Annotated in this window: 17 protein-coding genes; 5 read left to right on the forward strand and 12 right to left on the reverse strand. The window is 35.9% G+C overall.

All coding sequences use genetic code 11. From position 1 onward, the window contains the following. Window positions 1–4 precede the first annotated feature (4 nt). Complete coding sequence (locus tag ACY2RT_RS02055; protein ID WP_490154207.1) at window positions 5–1,327, forward strand: DNA recombination protein RmuC; 1,323 nt, start codon at window positions 5–7, stop codon at window positions 1,325–1,327. A gap of 27 nt (window positions 1,328–1,354) precedes the next feature. Further along, window positions 1,355–1,723 carry a 6-phosphogluconate dehydrogenase gene (locus ACY2RT_RS02060; protein ID WP_490154208.1) on the forward strand — a complete coding sequence of 123 codons (369 nt, stop codon included), beginning with the start codon at window positions 1,355–1,357 and terminating at the stop codon, window positions 1,721–1,723. Window positions 1,724–1,756: 33 nt separating this feature from the next. Here the strand turns inward: ACY2RT_RS02060 and ACY2RT_RS02065 are convergent, their stop codons facing one another. The 10 genes from ACY2RT_RS02065 to rpmH all read right to left on the reverse strand — a co-directional run bounded on the left by ACY2RT_RS02065 (window position 1,757) and on the right by rpmH (window position 12,897). Continuing rightward, window positions 1,757–2,584, reverse strand: coding sequence for a T9SS type A sorting domain-containing protein (locus ACY2RT_RS02065; protein WP_490154209.1), 828 nt, complete (start codon window positions 2,582–2,584; stop codon window positions 1,757–1,759). Window positions 2,585–2,638: 54 nt separating this feature from the next. Continuing rightward, window positions 2,639–3,523, reverse strand: coding sequence for a DUF5777 family beta-barrel protein (locus ACY2RT_RS02070; RefSeq protein WP_490154210.1), 885 nt, complete (start codon window positions 3,521–3,523; stop codon window positions 2,639–2,641). A gap of 8 nt (window positions 3,524–3,531) precedes the next feature. Beyond that, entirely contained in the window at window positions 3,532–3,909 is a 378-nt protein-coding gene (locus tag ACY2RT_RS02075; RefSeq protein WP_490154211.1) for an OB-fold protein, read from the reverse strand. Window positions 3,910–3,922: 13 nt separating this feature from the next. Continuing rightward, the gene (locus tag ACY2RT_RS02080) at window positions 3,923–4,468 is read right to left on the reverse strand and encodes a YceI family protein (protein WP_490154212.1); all 546 of its coding nucleotides are present in this window, start codon (window positions 4,466–4,468) and stop codon (window positions 3,923–3,925) included. Window positions 4,469–4,479: 11 nt separating this feature from the next. Next, the gene (locus tag ACY2RT_RS02085; RefSeq protein WP_490154213.1) at window positions 4,480–4,845 is read right to left on the reverse strand and encodes a hypothetical protein; all 366 of its coding nucleotides are present in this window, start codon (window positions 4,843–4,845) and stop codon (window positions 4,480–4,482) included. A 101-nt stretch (window positions 4,846–4,946) separates the two neighbouring features. Next, on the reverse strand, window positions 4,947–5,525 hold the full coding sequence (locus ACY2RT_RS02090) for a T9SS type A sorting domain-containing protein (protein WP_490154214.1): 579 nt from the start codon (window positions 5,523–5,525) through the stop codon (window positions 4,947–4,949). A 104-nt stretch (window positions 5,526–5,629) separates the two neighbouring features. Next, the gene (locus ACY2RT_RS02095; RefSeq protein WP_490154215.1) at window positions 5,630–7,804 is read right to left on the reverse strand and encodes a DUF3858 domain-containing protein; all 2,175 of its coding nucleotides are present in this window, start codon (window positions 7,802–7,804) and stop codon (window positions 5,630–5,632) included. Window positions 7,805–7,826: 22 nt separating this feature from the next. Then, on the reverse strand, window positions 7,827–9,746 hold the full coding sequence (locus ACY2RT_RS02100) for a transglutaminase-like domain-containing protein (RefSeq protein WP_490154216.1): 1,920 nt from the start codon (window positions 9,744–9,746) through the stop codon (window positions 7,827–7,829). A 36-nt stretch (window positions 9,747–9,782) separates the two neighbouring features. Further along, window positions 9,783–12,635 (reverse strand): carbamoyl-phosphate synthase large subunit, encoded by a 2,853-nt coding sequence (carB, locus tag ACY2RT_RS02105; RefSeq protein ID WP_490154217.1) that lies wholly within the window; start codon window positions 12,633–12,635, stop codon window positions 9,783–9,785. A 103-nt stretch (window positions 12,636–12,738) separates the two neighbouring features. Further along, window positions 12,739–12,897, reverse strand: a complete 159-nt coding sequence (gene rpmH, locus ACY2RT_RS02110) for a 50S ribosomal protein L34 (RefSeq protein WP_114492135.1) — start codon at window positions 12,895–12,897, stop codon at window positions 12,739–12,741. Between the two features lie 156 nt (window positions 12,898–13,053). On the opposite strand from rpmH, the gene ACY2RT_RS02115 reads away from it, so the two are divergent. Together ACY2RT_RS02115 and ACY2RT_RS02120 are read left to right on the forward strand one after the other, a co-directional pair. Next, window positions 13,054–13,626: a DUF2892 domain-containing protein gene (locus ACY2RT_RS02115; RefSeq protein ID WP_490154218.1), complete on the forward strand. Its 573-nt coding sequence runs from the start codon at window positions 13,054–13,056 to the stop codon at window positions 13,624–13,626. Between the two features lie 115 nt (window positions 13,627–13,741). Next, window positions 13,742–14,440, forward strand: a complete 699-nt coding sequence (locus tag ACY2RT_RS02120; protein WP_490154219.1) for a TlpA family protein disulfide reductase — start codon at window positions 13,742–13,744, stop codon at window positions 14,438–14,440. Between the two features lie 22 nt (window positions 14,441–14,462). On the opposite strand, the gene ACY2RT_RS02125 is transcribed toward ACY2RT_RS02120, so the two are convergent. Both ACY2RT_RS02125 and ACY2RT_RS02130 read right to left on the reverse strand, forming a co-directional pair. After that, complete coding sequence (locus tag ACY2RT_RS02125) at window positions 14,463–15,395, reverse strand: lytic transglycosylase domain-containing protein (RefSeq protein ID WP_490154220.1); 933 nt, start codon at window positions 15,393–15,395, stop codon at window positions 14,463–14,465. Between the two features lie 61 nt (window positions 15,396–15,456). Further along, a complete protein-coding gene (locus ACY2RT_RS02130; protein ID WP_490154221.1) occupies window positions 15,457–16,119 on the reverse strand; it encodes an alpha/beta fold hydrolase in 663 nt (220 codons plus the stop codon). A 95-nt stretch (window positions 16,120–16,214) separates the two neighbouring features. On the opposite strand from ACY2RT_RS02130, the gene ACY2RT_RS02135 reads away from it, so the two are divergent. Beyond that, window positions 16,215–16,931, forward strand: coding sequence for a pirin family protein (locus ACY2RT_RS02135; RefSeq protein WP_490154222.1), 717 nt, complete (start codon window positions 16,215–16,217; stop codon window positions 16,929–16,931). The last annotated feature ends 5 nt before the right edge of the window (window positions 16,932–16,936 follow it).

Below are 16,936 nucleotides of genomic sequence, written 5' to 3' on the forward strand. Positions count from 1 at the left end.
TCTCATGAGCGAAACCTTTCTTTTTTTACTTCTGGCTGCTATTTGCCTGCTAATTGGAGCTTTTATAGGCAATTTGTTTGCTCGTTTAAAATTTAAAGGGGAAACAAGTAAGTTGGAAACAAAACTGGAGCAACAAAATGAGGTAGAAGAAAAACTGAATGAACAATTTGAAAAAGTATTACAAGAACGTGAGGTAATTAGAAAAGAAAAAGACTTTTTAAACCTGGAACTTGCCAAGCGAAATGCAGACTTTGAAAATCTGGAACAAAAAAACCGTGAGCAGAAGGAAGAAGTAGAAAAGTTACAGGAAAAGTTTACTAAAGAGTTTGAAAATCTTGCTAATAAGATACTTGAATCTAAGTCAGAAAAATTTACAAAACAGAATAAAGAAAATCTGGATGGTATCTTAAAACCACTTCAGGAGAAGATCGATAAATTTGAGAAGAAGGTAGAAGATACTCATAAAGAAAGTATAGACCGTCATGCTATGCTCAGACAACAGATTATTGGTTTAAAAGAGCTCAACGAGCAAATGAGCAAGGAGGCCATAAACCTGACCAAAGCCTTAAAAGGTGATAGTAAAACACAGGGTAATTGGGGGGAATTAGTGTTGGAACGTGTCCTGGAAAAGAGTGGCCTGGAAAAAGACCGGGAGTATTTTGTGCAAAGCAGCTTTACAACAGATGAAGGAAAACGTGTTCTGCCAGATGTCGTTTTACATCTTCCGGACAATAAAAAGATGATCATTGATTCAAAAGTATCATTGGTTGCCTACGAACGTTTTATAAATGAAGATGATAAAGACGACCGGGAACAGTTTTTAAAAGAACATATCTCTTCTTTAAAAAAGCATATTGAACAGCTTAGTGATAAAAATTATCAGGATATCTACAAAATTGAAAGCCCGGACTTTGTATTACTTTTTGTTCCTATTGAACCTGCTTTCGCCATTGCAGTGAATCAAGACAGTAATTTATATAATTGGGCATTTGAAAAGAACATTGTCATTGTTACCCCTACTACCCTTTTGGCGACATTACGAACCATTGACAGTATGTGGAACAATGAAAAACAGCAACAAAATGCTTTGGAAATTGCTACACAAGCCGGTGCTTTATATGACTCATTTACCAATCTTACCGATGAGCTCATTAAAGTTGGCAAGCAAATAGGAACCGTACAGGGGAGTTATGAAAGTGCGATGAAAAAACTTACCGGAAAAGGAAACCTGATAAGAAGAGTGGAACGTCTTAAAAAACTTGGCGCTAAAGCCAGTAAAAATATTGACGAAAAATTATTGAAACGTGCCGAAGAAGAGGAAGGTTAAATTTATGAACGAATAATTTTTAGAAGAATGAAAAAAATATTATTCATCATCTTAGGGAGCCTTTTAGGGCTATACCTGCTTTATTTCACTTTTGTATATTTTGTACCGTATAGTGAAGGTACTCGCTCCGGAGAGCTTATAAAATTTAGCCATAAAGGTGTTATTGCAAAAACCTGGGAAGGAGAAATAAGTCAGGGAATAAGCGGTGCTCAGATCTTTCAGTTTTCTGTTCTGGACAAAGAGAAAGAAGTGATCGAAAAACTAAAGGAATATCAAGGCAGATATGTAAAGCTATCTTATATGGAACGTTTTGGTACTTTTTTCTTCTGGGGGGATACCAATTATTTTATAACAGATGTTAAAGAAGAACCGTCACCTCATTATAACAGAAATTAAAAAAAGCCCGCTCGATAGCGGGCTTTTTAATGATTATTTTTTAATGAGTTTTTGGATTTGTTTTGTATTGCCGGCATTCAGTTCTACCAGATAAATTCCTGTAGGCCTGTTACGCAGGTCTATTTCAAAAGAAAGTGCATTTACTTTAACTTCTTCAATAAGAGCTCCTAATACACTATATAGCCTATAGCTGTCAATTTTATCTTTAGCAGTAACTAAAGCAAAATCTTTTGCAGGATTAGGGAATAATTTCAAAGAAGACAATGCATTTTCGTTAAGTCCGAGTACTGTATCTGATATATTAATGTTATCCAAATGCAAAGTAGCTGCGATTGCATCAGCAGGAAACGAAGGATCCGGGTTATGAAGGATTCGTATCTCCTTAACATCGGCAAGTGTTTCTTCTATCGTATTTGAACCGTCATCGACTATAAAATCTACTGCAACAAGAGAAAGTAAATAGGAATTCCAATCACTGGAACCGGGTACGGTAACAAAGTCTGTTGTAACGATCTCTGTATCGTCACTTCCTCCTTTTATCCCAACACGCAAAAATAGATCATCACTGGTAGGTGTTTTAGCTTCAAATTCAATAGACAGAATTCCGGCAGCTGTATAATCGCCTGTTATATCGGCTCCAATATTGAAAACTGCCAATTTACTCCCTGCTCCATTACCTCCTGCACTTACTTCTTCTAAGAAATTATTTACATTGGTAGGTGGGTTGGGAGAGCCTGGCCCATTGGACCAACCTTGTGTGGTTCCGTCATTAAAATCATTTAAATGCGGATTAGTGATCTGACTTACTGCCGTGCCCGTAAAAAGTGCAAAGCAAACTAAAGAAAATAATAGTTTTTTCATGATTTCTTGAGATTGGTTAATAATCTATGTTATTTGTTGGGGAATTATATAAAACTAAAATACCCTGCTTAGATTAAATCCGAAAAAGAAGTCTCCATCTCCCCAGTCTCCTTCTCCTCTAACTATATAACCTTCTTCGAACATAGCCTGTGCATTGGTAAAATGCATTTGGAAAACGTGCCCACCTGTTTCCAGGTCAAAACCAATAGAAAGCGGGTTTTTGTAGACCGAATTATCGTTTCTGTTTAAATGAATGCCATAATCCACATTGATGCTCCATCGGGTTGTAAGTTTATATCTTCCTCCTACACCCACAGCAAATTGATCGTTCTCTTCGTCATAAGTAAAAACGTTTTCATCGTCGAGAACCACCGTGCTTCGTGTGGCTACATTTTCGTGTATATGAGTAGGTGCTATTAAAATTGAAAAATCTTCGGATACCTTTCTAGAAATAAGAACTTGTGTTGTATATACCAGCCGGTCACTAAACTCAAAATTATTAAAGAGTTCCTCTTCTAATGCTGTGTTTATAGTAACCAGATTGTACCCTACAATGGTAACCGGAAAACCTTCATTCTCTTGATTGACAAGCCTGTATTTGGCATGAAACCCATATTTTTTCTGAAATGAACTTCTGGCAACTCCAACATTTAACCATTCATTTACACCATAGATAAATTTTATTTGAGTAACCGCATTATCAAGCCCAAAGAAATCATCAATTCCATTTTTTACTGTTCCAAATCTATGTGACACTACTAAATAAAGGTCTTTTTTATTGGCGAGTTTGGTCGATTCAAAATTTACAACTTTTAAGCCTTTAAATGCAGCCGTAACAGTTTCATCAATGGTAACGTCTTTTTCAAGGTCATCTAAAAGGTCATCTTGAGCAAAGGTTAAAGCTGGGAATAGCAATAGAAAAAAGATAAAGTTCTTCATAAGTTTAGTTATTTAATAATACTAGATTGGTCCAGTTTTACAACTTCAAAAAGATCATCATAACCAATACAACGGCCCTTAATTTTAATTTCTTGATTATCCTTTAATCCGGTAAGGCCTTCATCAAAGTTACAATGTACACTATTGTTTATTGTAACCGCCATTTCTTCTATTTGAGAAACTGTTCCGGTTACTGTAATTGTATTGTTTAGTATTGATGTAGCAGCTCCATCCTTAAACTTTTGTAACAGATCTTCTGCAGTAATTTCTATGACTGAATCTTCCGTTTTAATATCACGATGGTCCTGGTACAAATAATTGTATGTAAAATATGCACCTATTAGCAACAAGATTATAACCCAAAAAAACAGTCTTCTCTTTTTCATAATCAATTAAAAATTAATCTGTAAGTGAAAAGTTAGCCGAAACCATAACTTCTTCTGCAATTTTATTACTTACTATTTTTGGTATCTTGATATTAAAATCTCCCGGGTTCAATACAAAATTTGTACTTACCAATAAAACTCCGTCTTGTAATTGTAATTGCAAAGGAACCTCAACAGCTTTAGTTTCTCCATGCATTGTCACTGCTCCCGAAATAATAAACTCTTTTTTACTTTCGGTCAATGAAGAAGCATCAAAATCTTTGATCTTACCCTTAAAGGTAGCTTTAGGAAATTTTGAAGACTCAACATAATTTTCATTGAAATGTTCTTCCATCAATGCAACTTTAAACCGGAACCCTTTTATAAGAGCCAATGCTGCAAAATCTCCTGTATCAACATTTAAAATTGCACTTACATTTGTGTTCTTAGCTTTTACTTCTTCAAATGAAGGGACCGAAGCTTCAAAATTTATCTCCCCGGTTTTAGTGCTATACTTTTGAGCAGTAATTGTTGTCGTAAAGCAAAAAAGTACGAGATATAAGATAATTTGTCTTTTCATAGCAAAGCGTATTAATTCTCCAAAAGTCCGTCAGTATTCCATTGTTTTATTAAATCAATTGTTTCCTGCGGTAAACGTGGCCCGCCAAAAGGCATAAGTCCGGGGTCGTTTTCACTACGGCTTATACGCTCCAGTAGTCCTCTGTTTAAAACTGCTTCTTTTACATTATCATAAGTTATTAGAGGCATAGGAGCTCCATTTTGAGGAGGGTCATTATGGCAAGCACTGCAAATATTATCAAATGTTGCCCTTACATCCTGAAATGTCACCAAATCCGGAATATTTTGCCCTACAGGCTCAAGATCATCAATAGTATTTGTTGTACATCCATATAAAAATGTTATAATGATAAGAGGAAATATGTTTAAAATTTTCATCTTCACTTTATTTAAAATGACTACTGTCTTTTATAACAAGAGCTTCCTCTTTCTATAGAGCAGTGACAAAGGTTGTTTCTTTAAAAATACGACTTTTAAATTTATCTTTTTATTAATTGAAGGGTTGTTTCTAAATCTCCTGAAGTAACCGTTACAAAATACATTCCTGTTTTCAGGTAAGACATTTGCAATTGAGTATACGTTCCTGTTCCGGCTCCTTCTCCTACTTTTCTTCCCGAAACATCGTAGATCTTAAACGTATCGAGTTGATACAATGAAGCAATGGTAAGTTGGTCTTCCACCGGATTTGGGAAGATCTGAACATTTTTGGCAAACTTATCTTCTACAGAAAGCACAGGAATTACTGTAATCGTTCCAAACATAGTTCCCGCATGTACATCGCACTGGTATGGGTTAGTCCCTTCCATAGTAAACGTATAAGAGAATTCTGTTCCCAATCCGGTAAGAATACCACTATCAAATGTTTCCTGACTTCCACCTTGATTGGTAACACTATGTGGTAAAGCATCTCCCCATGTCCAATGCATGGTATCTCCAACTTCAATTGTAAAACTTGCAGCAGCTCCGTTAACCCCTATTGTCCAATCAAGGTCAAAAGTTTGTTGTGCAGAAGCAACTGATACTGAAAGTGCAAAAATAAAAAGAGTAAATTTTTTCATAACGTTGTTTTTAAATTATTAAACATTTTAAATTCCAATAGGAACTTTTATATAAAACAACTGAAAACCTTTTTTACCCTACTTATTTAGTATACTAAGATTTTTTATGTCTTTTTAAACATTACTTTTTCCTGGCTAAAATCATAAGCAGCTCTTAGCCAAGGTAGCATTTGCGACCATTCTGAAGCCGTATAGGTTCTTTTGGCATATACTTTCTTGGTAGTATACTTTAGAACTCCATTTTCAATTTTAACATTGCTTATGAACGAACCTGTGCTATTGGATTCATTTCTTTGAAGTTTGTCCAAGCCTACCACCTCATAGCCTTCGGGGATTGCAATTTCAACTTCGTATTCAAAGGTTTTGGCGTAATTTAAATAAACACCCAGATCCCTATCCTCTTCATCATCTTCTATTTGGATTTGTCCACCAATAAACTTTCCAACTTCTATTAAAAAATTAGCGCCTGCCTTTTTAACAAATTCATCTTGTATAGTGAAGTTATCATTTATCGATAATGCTTCGTTTGAGTATCGTGCAGAATTTTCAACAGTATATGTATAATCTTTAATGTTAACTTCAAAATTAGAACTGACAACTTTCTCGAGATCTTTCTCTTTTTCTTCTTTATAGCTAACCATTAAAGCTTCCATTTTTTGCTGTGCACTGACATCACTTTTTCCTTGTCGCTTACGGCAATTATAAAAATGTTTGGTATTGTAATGCTCAAATTCTTCATCAAGAAAATCTCCAAAAAAGAGCCGTCTTGCAAGTTCTTTTGTCTTAAAATGCCCTGTATATTTCAAGTTTCTACGAATACTAAGTGTTTTAAAATCATTCTGAAATTCGATATTGATTTTCTCAACAGATTTATTTTCTTCAGTAGAAGTTACAGGCAATAGATCAAAAGTAACTTCGTCCAGTTTTCTATTTTTTTCAACACTCATTTTATACACTTTTGTCCCTTCTAAATTTTCTGGAAAAAAGTCTGCCTGTACATGAGGCGAAATGTTAAAAAAGTACAATGGGTCTGCAAAGTTAAAGCGTAGGCCATAGGATACATTGGAACGTAACAACAGATCCTCAATAGGGCCATTATAATCTGCCGTTGCAACAATGACATCATAATCAATACCCAATTGTTTTGCCAAACCAGCCATATAGTTTACAAATCTGCCTTCACTTAATACAACATAGTCTATATCACAGGGTACAGCATAATAACGTATTTGGTTGTCACGTGCCAAATACAGCTCAATAAAACGATTTAAACTCATATGGCGAATGTAATAGAGTCCCTGGACCATTTGTTCACGCTTATTTGTTATCCCTTTTTCTTCCAAATAGCGTATTACATCTTTTACAGTACTCTTACTATCTATATCAAAACGTTCTCCGTAATACTCAATAATTTCTTCTTTAGTGACACCTGTCTTTCTTTCGGCATCATTTTCTGAAAGAAATACACTGGCAGCTGCTTCATTTTTGGCTTTTAAAGCAAAGGTCACCTGAAATTTCAATGCCGGTAATTCGGTTAGTGGATAAAACCATCTTGGAAAATCACTTTTTTCAATATCCGAAGCTTCCAGACTGAAACGCCGCGTAGATTTTTTACCGGTTTCTATTTCTTTGATCTGTGGAGCACCGTTATATGACTCCATATTCAAAAAATAATCATTTTCTACAGTAACGTCCAACTTCCTGTATAAAATAGGGTATTTGGTGCTCAGTATTTTTTCTTCAGGTTCATAAATATGTGTTCCTGAAAAACTACGCAGATAATCATCTTCATAGATAAATATATCTATAATATCACCTACTTCAAGATTGGGGATCGCCACCTTATTTTCTTCATCTTGAGTAACTGTTTCCGCATCTATATCGAGAATGACTTCCTCTCCATTGGGTTTAATAACCTTAATCCCAATAATGGTTTCTTCCTGGTAAAAATTGATGAACCCTGCCCCTACCTGCTTGTTTTTTTCAAAAGAAAATTCAGAAAAATTATCAACAGAAGCCTTATCATGTAGCTTGACACGCTGATGGAAATAGGATGGGTTATACATTTTTTTACCATTATTGGTATACTCAAAGTTCTCTTCTCTATAAAGAATAACTGCACTTTCATTCTTCCATTTTTCAGGAATAGCAACAACATTCTTCTTTGGATCCTGTGACTCCCAAAACTGATTTCGAAGTTCAATTTCTTTCTTAGACTGTGCTGTAATTGAAGTAACAATGCATATAATGAAAAGCAGAGCGAGGTAATGTTTTATCATAATGCGGTGATGGTTTTCTATATTAATCTTTTGTAAGTGTAATTTGCTGATTCAAATTTTCTTTTAATGCTTCAAAACCTACGTTCCATACATTAAAATCTTCTTTTTTGATCAACCTCTTTTTGAAATTGATATCTTTTTTATATGCAATTGTAGTTCCACTTTGCTGATAACTCACAGTAATATCAATCAGGTCGTTATTTACTGATATATTCTCTGGCATTTCAACACTATATCCTTCAGGGATCTTTAACTTTACTTCAGTTATGATCCTCTCTTTGATCTGAAACATATAATCCGATTTTCGCTCTTCAAAGATCCAACCGGAAGCTGTCTTCACCGGGTCAATATCTATATATAGGTCTCCGTCAAAACTTGAAACTGCATTTTCAATAGCAACATCATACGAAACAGTTAAGTCATGATCTCTGTTTTCTTCATCAAAAGGAATAATTTCTGTTACATTATAGTTTGAATTCCCCGAAGCTAAATAGTTTGAAAGTACTTCAACTTGATTATCCTTTCCAAAACTGGTAAATGCATTCTGAAACGCAACGCGGGACTCACCTCCATAATGCCTGTTAGCAGTCCCAACCATTGTTTCGTCTTCAATTTTAAGATCGTAACTCGTTTTGTCAATATTAGCATCCCCTTTTGCAGCGGGAACAGTCAATATTTTAAATCCATCTTTATCCTGCAACAAGGCCTGTTTGTCCTGAATTCGGGTAGCATACTCCCCAAATCGGTTATATTTTTCGGTTCCGTCTAAAAAGATAGATTCTCCATTCAAGATTACTGAACAGATCATATGGTTATCAACAGATAAGGAAGGAATAGAATAATCATACGCCAAACGGTCCGTTCCTATCCATACCAAGCGTGAATCGAAACCTGCCTCTTCCAACATAGACTTGGTCAAGATTGCCATTCCTTTGCAGTCTCCGTAACGTTTGGTAAACACATTTTGTGGGCTATCCGGTTTAAATCCTGCTATTCCATCTTCAAAAGCAATGTACCGGATGTTATCCTGCACCCAATAAAAAATATTTTTTATTTTTTCTTCGTCTGTGGTTGTTCCTTCAATAAGCTCTTTTACTTTAGGTGCATATACAGAAGCGTCTATTTCGACACTCTTAACCAAACTATTGTACCATCCATATAAGTCATCTACTTTACTGAAAAGTGTTTTTGTGGTATTTCCATCATGATAAGATTTTGCAATAAAGAGAACATGAGGGTATGTATACGAAGGTCCGGGAGTATTACTTTCATTAGACTGTGAGGCAATATCATTAAACTCGTAGGTGATCGTTTTTTTATCTTTTTCTTTTGTTACCGATTTTTTAATATCATAGCCGTCAAAATTAAATTCCTTAATCTCCAGATCTAACCAGTTTGGAACATTTATAATAAGCTTACCCTCCAATATCCTGAATTGATCTGTAAAATATTCATTTGTAAAATACTTTACATCCTTATATTTCTTTTCGGTGATTACTTCTACCTTATAGCCCAATAAGGGAAAAGTAAGATTCGCAAATTTCACACGATAGTCTGTATGAAAAAGGTCCTGACTCTGTAAATGTTCATCATAAATTCTGGAAGAGCCTCCTGTTAAATCACGTCCCCGGTGGTCTTTTAAACGAAACACTTCTACTTCAGATTCAGAATCATAATATACCGGATATTGTAACCTTGAATTTGAACTAATATTAAGAAGTGCTATGTTTTGTTGCTTGACGGTTTCTACAAAACCTTCTCGCTTGTTTCGGTTGAATGAAATAGTTACTTTTTTTGAAAGTGCTACTATATCTTCTTCTTCATAGCTCTTCTTTAAATTTTTAGCATGCTCAATATTTTCGGGAGTCGGGTCGGACTTTCTTTGAGCAATGGCAGAAAAACTAATAAGTCCTACGAAAAATACCAGGAGTAATCGATTCATTCAGGAAAAATGTGTTTCATCGTAAATATAGAAATATTATTTACTTAAATACATTTTTCTTCGTGAATATAAATCGTAAAACTCATCATCTTTAAGGCTGTCTATAAACAAAATGCTTTCACCGGTACTTTTCATTTCGGGTCCTAATTGTTTATTCACATTAGGGAATTTGTTAAAGCTAAATACTGGTTGCTTAATGGCATATCCTTCCAATTGTGGATTAAAGTTGAAATCGGTTACTTTATTATGTCCCAACATTACTTTGGTTGCATAATTTACGTAGGGTTCTTTATACGCTTTGGAAATAAAAGGTACCGTACGAGAAGCTCTGGGGTTAGCTTCTATGATATATACCATATCATCTTTTATGGCAAACTGAATATTGATAAGCCCTACGGTCTTCAATGCCCTTGCAATCTTCACGGTATGGTCCTTAATTTGTTGCATTATAAACTCTCCCAGGTTAAAAGGCGGTAAAGTAGCATTTGAATCTCCGGAATGTATCCCACAAGGTTCAATATGCTCCATAATACCTATAATGTAGACATTTTCGCCATCACAAATTGCATCGGCTTCAGCTTCAATAGCTCCATCCAAATAATGATCCAGCAGTAATTTATTATTAGGGATTTTACGAAGCAGATCCACTACATGTTCTTCCAGTTCTTTCTTATTAATGACAATTTTCATTCCCTGACCTCCCAGAACATAAGAAGGTCTAATTAACAATGGAAAATCCAACTGATCTGCCAATGCCAAAGCTTCTTCGGTGGTTTCTGCAACTCCAAATTCAGGGTAAGGGATATCATTGTCTTTCAGTAATGCAGAAAAACTTCCGCGATCCTCTGCCAGATCAAGTGATTGATAACTGGTGCCTAATACTTTAATTCCGTAACGGTCTAGCTTCTCAGCAAGTTTTAGAGCTGTTTGCCCTCCCAGCTGAACAATAACGCCTTCGGGCTTTTCATGACGAATAATATCGTAAATATGTTCCCAGAATACAGGTTCAAAATATAATTTGTCAGCAACGTCAAAATCTGTGGAAACGGTTTCCGGGTTGCAGTTGATCATAATGGTTTCATAACCAACTTCGTTTGCTGCCAGTACACCGTGAACACAGCAGTAATCAAATTCGATCCCCTGCCCGATCCGGTTAGGACCTGACCCTAGAACAATAATCTTCTTCTTATCAGTCACTAAGCTATCATTTTCAGAATAAGGTGTACCGTTTGCAGTTTCCATTTCATTTTCAAAGGTCGAATAATAGTAAGGTGTTTCAGCCTTAAATTCCGCAGCACAAGTATCCACTAACTTATAGACACGCTGAATATGCATTTCTTCCCGTTTCTTATAGACCTGACTTTCCAGACACTTGAGCATATGGGCGATTTGACGGTCCCCATATCCTTTTTGTTTTGCTTCCAATAATAATTCCCGGGGAATTGTATCAAGTGTGTATTGGGAAATTTCCCGTTCGAGCATATAAAGCTCTTCATATTGCCTAAGAAACCACATATCTATTTTTGTGATTTCATGGATCCGGCTTAGTGGAATCCCCATTTGAATTGCATCATAGATAACAAACACACGATCCCAACTTGCATATTTCAGTTTGCTAAGAATCTGTTCATAATCTGTATAACTTTTCCCATCGGCTCCAAGCCCGTTTCGTTTAATTTCCAGCGATTGCGTAGCCTTATGTAGTGCTTCCTGGAACGAACGTCCTATTCCCATTACTTCTCCTACTGACTTCATTTGGAGGCCTAACGTTCGTTCTGAACCCTCGAACTTATCAAAATTCCATCGTGGAATCTTTACAATTACATAATCCAGTGTAGGTTCAAATAGTGCTGAAGTTGATTTTGTTATTTGGTTGTCCAATTCATCCAAATGGTAGCCTATTGCCAACTTGGTAGCTATTTTTGCAATAGGATAACCTGTTGCTTTTGAAGCCAGTGCGGAAGAACGTGACACACGCGGGTTAATTTCAATAGCAATTATATCTTCCTTTTCATCCGGACTTACAGCAAATTGCACATTACATCCCCCGGCAAAGTCTCCAATACTTCGCATCATTTTAATAGCCAGGTCACGCATTCTCTGGTAGCAGGTATCACTAAGTGTCATCGCAGGTGCAACTGTAATAGAATCCCCTGTATGGATTCCCATTGGATCCATATTTTCTATGGCACAAATAATTACGACGTTATCATTGCTATCCCGAAGAAGTTCTAATTCATATTCCTTCCATCCAAGTAATGCTTTGTCAATTAAAACTTCATGTATGGGAGATGCTTCAAGTCCCCGGGTTAATAATTCATCGAATTCTCCTTCTGTATGAACAAAAGAAGCACCGGTTCCTCCTAGTGTGAAAGATGGCCGGATCACTAAAGGAAAACCAAATTCCTGTGCTATTTCTTTTCCTGTTAAATAAGAGTTTGCAATTTTAGCAGGGGCTACCGGTATGCCAATTTTTGTCATTAGACCTTTAAACTGGTCGCGGTCTTCGGTAATGTTTATCGCTGCAATATCAACTCCAATAATTTCTACATCAAAATCATTCCAAATACCCTTTTCATCAGCTTCAATACAAAGGTTCAATGCGGTCTGGCCTCCCATTGTAGGCAGAACAGCATCAATTTGTGGATGCTCTTTCAATATTTTTATGATCGATTTTGTGGTAAGTGGCAACAAATAGACGTGATCCGCCATAGAAGGGTCGGTCATAATCGTTGCAGGGTTAGAATTAATAAGAATAGTTTCAATTCCATCTTCACGGAGCGATCGCAGTGATTGCGACCCGGAATAATCAAATTCACATGCCTGGCCAATGATAATAGGACCGGAACCAATAATTAAAACGGATTTTAGATTTGAGTTTTTTGGCATTTGTACAGTTACTTTTTTAGTGCGTTAAAATTACGATACGACAGGGTATAAAAAAAAGGTGTTGCTTTTAAAACAACACCTTTTTATTTATAACTTATCAACATTATTTTTTGTGACGAGTTTCAGAAGACACAGAAAGTTTCTTTCGGCCTTTCGCTCTACGTGCAGCCAATACTTTTCTACCGTTTACAGATGCCATACGCTCTCTAAAACCGTGTTTGTTTCTTCTCTTTCTTTTTGATGGCTGAAATGTTCTTTTCATTGTAAATTAGGTTAAAACTTCTGAAAAACTATACTTATTAGACCTTCTCTGAAAGTCGGGTGCAAATATACAATCATTTTTTACTTTCACAAACGTTAAACATAAAATATTTTTGAATGTTTTTACTACCTTTGACGCCCTATAAAAACCGAAGTTATGTTCAATAAAAATATAAAGCTTGTTTTAGCCATAATAGTAATGGCAGTAGCCGTCTGGCAGTTTGTAGAAGGGAATATTGGGAATGGTATCATGTACGTCCTGCTATCGCTCATATTTGTTTTTCTATATTTTAAGAATGAACTCATTTTATTGGCGTTTTTAAGACTTCGGAAACAAGACTTTCCAGGCGCAAAAAAATGGTTGGATAAGATCCGTAACCCTGAAGCAGCTTTGGTGACTAAACAACAGGGGTATTATAACTACCTTAATGGCCTAATGGTTTCACAGACCAATATCAACGAAGCCGAAAAATATTTCAAAAAAGCCGTAAGCCTTGGTTTATCAATGGATGCAGACATGGCTATGGCAAAATTGAATCTGGCGGGCATCGCAATGACCAAAAACCGAAAAAGAGAAGCCGAAATATTACTTTCCGAAGCCAAGAAGCTCGATAAACACAATATGATGGACGAACAAATCAAGATGATGAAGGAACAAATGAAACGTGCCGGACAGCCCAGACAACAGTACGGAGGCGGACGTACCGGGCGTGGTGGGCGGATGAGATAAGCATTTTGTTCAGAATCAATCAATTAAAATTATATTATAGGTAATTTTTTACGAATTTTCCCCTTCGTATCTGCTAAAATTTTTATTTTTACTCCAACCAATCACCAAACTGCGTATGGGTAAATTTTTACTTATTCTCTTCATGGTTACCTGCTTTTCTGCTCTTTCCCAAAAACCTGAGCCTAAAGATCTATTTTCACAAGCGGTTGGAAAAAACATCCGGAAATATCGAGTAGAATCCAGGCATGCATATAGAACCAAAGATGAAGAGCGTGCGCAATTCTTATTTGATTCTCTTATACAGAATGTAATTAATGGTACACACCTTGATAATTTTAAGGTTAGAAAGTTCTCCGGCAGAAAAATTGAACTCTATAAATTTGAAAAGCCCATATATTTAATTACCTACGCTTCCTGGTGTGTTCCGGGTATTGGAGAAATACCTGCTCTCAATGAGATTGCAGATGATAACTACAATGAAATAGACTTTGTTGTCCTATTTTGGGGTTCTAAAAAGAAAATTAGAAAATTCAAGAAAAAGTATTCAAAAAGAATCCATGTACTTTATATAGATGAAAGAGAAAATAGAAATGATTTTGCCATAAGGTCCATGAAACACAGTGTAGGCTTCCCTACTTCGTTCCTTATAAAAAAGGATAAAAAAATACTGGATGTGCGTAGAAATCATTTTGATCAATATGATCAAGACTATTCAGCTTCTTTCAATGCGAACTACCAAAGCTTTATGAGTGGTGTCTCTGCGTTAAAAAAAGAACTATTAATCATTAATAAAGAAGTTGAACCTAACTTCTAAAATACACTACATTGCAAGTTAGCTATTGCCCCAATGTATAATATCCCTTTTCAGGAATTTCAATAAAATATTCTTTACCGGAAGCATTCTTCAGATAGGTATCACGTAACCAGGGATTATGTATTTTTAATACTTTGTAACTAATTTCAAAGTGTTTGGCAAAATCGGCAAAATCTGTTACCGCCGTATCAACTTTCACTTTATAGGTAGGTATATTCTTGTACAGGTCCTTATCCCTAAAATTAAAGCCATATTTCTTAGGATTCGATAAAATTTCTTTAAAGGCCAGAATTCTAAATACATAACGACTGGTCTCATCATTCAATAACAAGTTGTAATAATTTTTGTTCGCTTTTTGGCGTTTAATCTGCTTACTTACACCCCCATTTCCTGCATTATACGCAGCAGCAGCTAATGTCCAGCTCCCAAAGCGCTCTTTGGAGCTTTTGAGGTACTCTGCCGCTACCCGGGTTGCCATTTCCAAATTGTAGCGCTCATCCACATAATCATTTATTTCTAGCCCGTATTCTCTCCCTGTACCTTTCAGAAAATGCCAAAAACCTGCAGCTCCGGCCGGAGAACGATTATTTTGCAATCCACTTTCTGCAACTGCCAAGTATTTAAAATCATCCGGTAATCCATGTTTTTCAAGCAAAGGTTCTATGATTGGAAAATATTTGTGTGCACGTTTAAATATGAGCAACCCGTTAGACTGCCAATATGTGTTCACCAGGAGTTCCCTGTCCATACGCTCTCTAATATCGGGGTTATCCAACGGAACGGGTTCCCCTGCAAAGTCCATAGATTCCGGTAATGGTAATGCATATACATTATAATCGTTGATTATTTTTTTCTCCATGGTTTCATCGGAAGGGGCTTCTTGTACGGCGTTTATACACAAACTACCTACCCCAATAAGTACCGTAACCAATCCTATTTTTGATAAAACACTCATAACATTAAATTTTCATTAAAGATAAAAAAATACGGCCGCTATCTGTTAAGCCTTACGTAAATTATTTTCCTATTATTTTTATTATTTCTTCAGAAAGCCTCTTTCCTTTATTTAATATCATGATATGGGTACCGTCTTTTATAATTTTACAATTTTCAATTTGTTTGATAGGAAATACAACATCTTTACTTCCATGAATGTGTACCACGCCCTTTACAGGAGTTTTTCGATCCCAGCAAACCATATTCTTTATTGCCCAATCTAAATATTGCTTATCTCTAACATTTAAATATTCCTGATAAACCTTTAACTTTTTTTCGGTTTTAGGTCCAATTGCAAATTTGGTAAGGTCCTCGGCACTTAATACCAGACTGGTAGGAATTAATTTATAAAAAAATGTCTTTCGGGCAAATTTTATACGCTTTGGCAGCTCATCCATCGTCTTAACACTGGATACTATTATGAGTTCTTTCAATTTTAAAAATTGACTCATCTCCTGCACAACTACACCACCAAAAGATACCCCAATTAAAACACTATCTTCCTCTTTTACGAGGGTTGCCATTCGCTTTGCATAGGCTCTCAGGGATTCTTTTTTCTCCGGTATCAACCATTGCAAAATATGAATGGTATAACGTTCTTCCGGTAAGGTTATATTTCTAAATATCTCTGCTCCTGCAGCCATTCCCGGAACAAAATATACATGTGTTTTTTTATTAGTCATAAGGCTTTAACAAGAGAAATAAGGTTCGCCCAAAGATTATTCGTAAATTTACAAAATAAAGATACTATTATCTAGTTCTAATTGGGGATATATTAATGAAGAAGATACTACATCCGGCAGCTACCAGAGGGAACGCAGATTACGGCTGGCTAAAAGCAAACTACTCCTTCAGTTTTGCAAATTATTTTAATCCGGACCGACTGCAATTTGGGGTGCTATGTGTTTTAAATGATGATGATATTGCACCTGCCATGGGATTTGGAAGACATCCTCACGACAATATGGAAATTGTAACGATCCCTCTATCCGGAGCCCTTAAGCATAAGGATTCTTTAGGACACGAAGGCGTGATACGGTCCGGAGACATTCAGGTAATGAGTGCAGGAAGTGGTGTTGAGCACAGTGAGGCAAATGCAAGTACAACCAAACCTGTAAAACTTTTCCAGATTTGGGTACTTCCGGAAACTGAAAATGTATCTCCCCGTTACGATCAAAAACAAATAGCTCCATTAATGATTCCCAATAGTTTTAGCACAGTGGTAAAACCTAAATCTGAAGCTGTTAATGGAGATTTATGGATCCATCAACAAGCCTATTTCAATATTGGTGAATTTTCTGAAAAAACTGAAACAACATATACTTTACACAATAAAAATCACGGTGCCTATGTTTTTGTAATTAACGGAACCATTTTTGTTGATAATGAAACACTTAGTAGTAGAGATGCTATAGCCATCTGGGACACTCAAAAAGTTGATGTCACTGCTGAGAAAGATAGTAAGGTATTGTTAATTGAAGTCCCTATGAATTAATTAAA

This window comes from Ulvibacter sp. 2210JD10-4 (assembly GCF_058148525.1).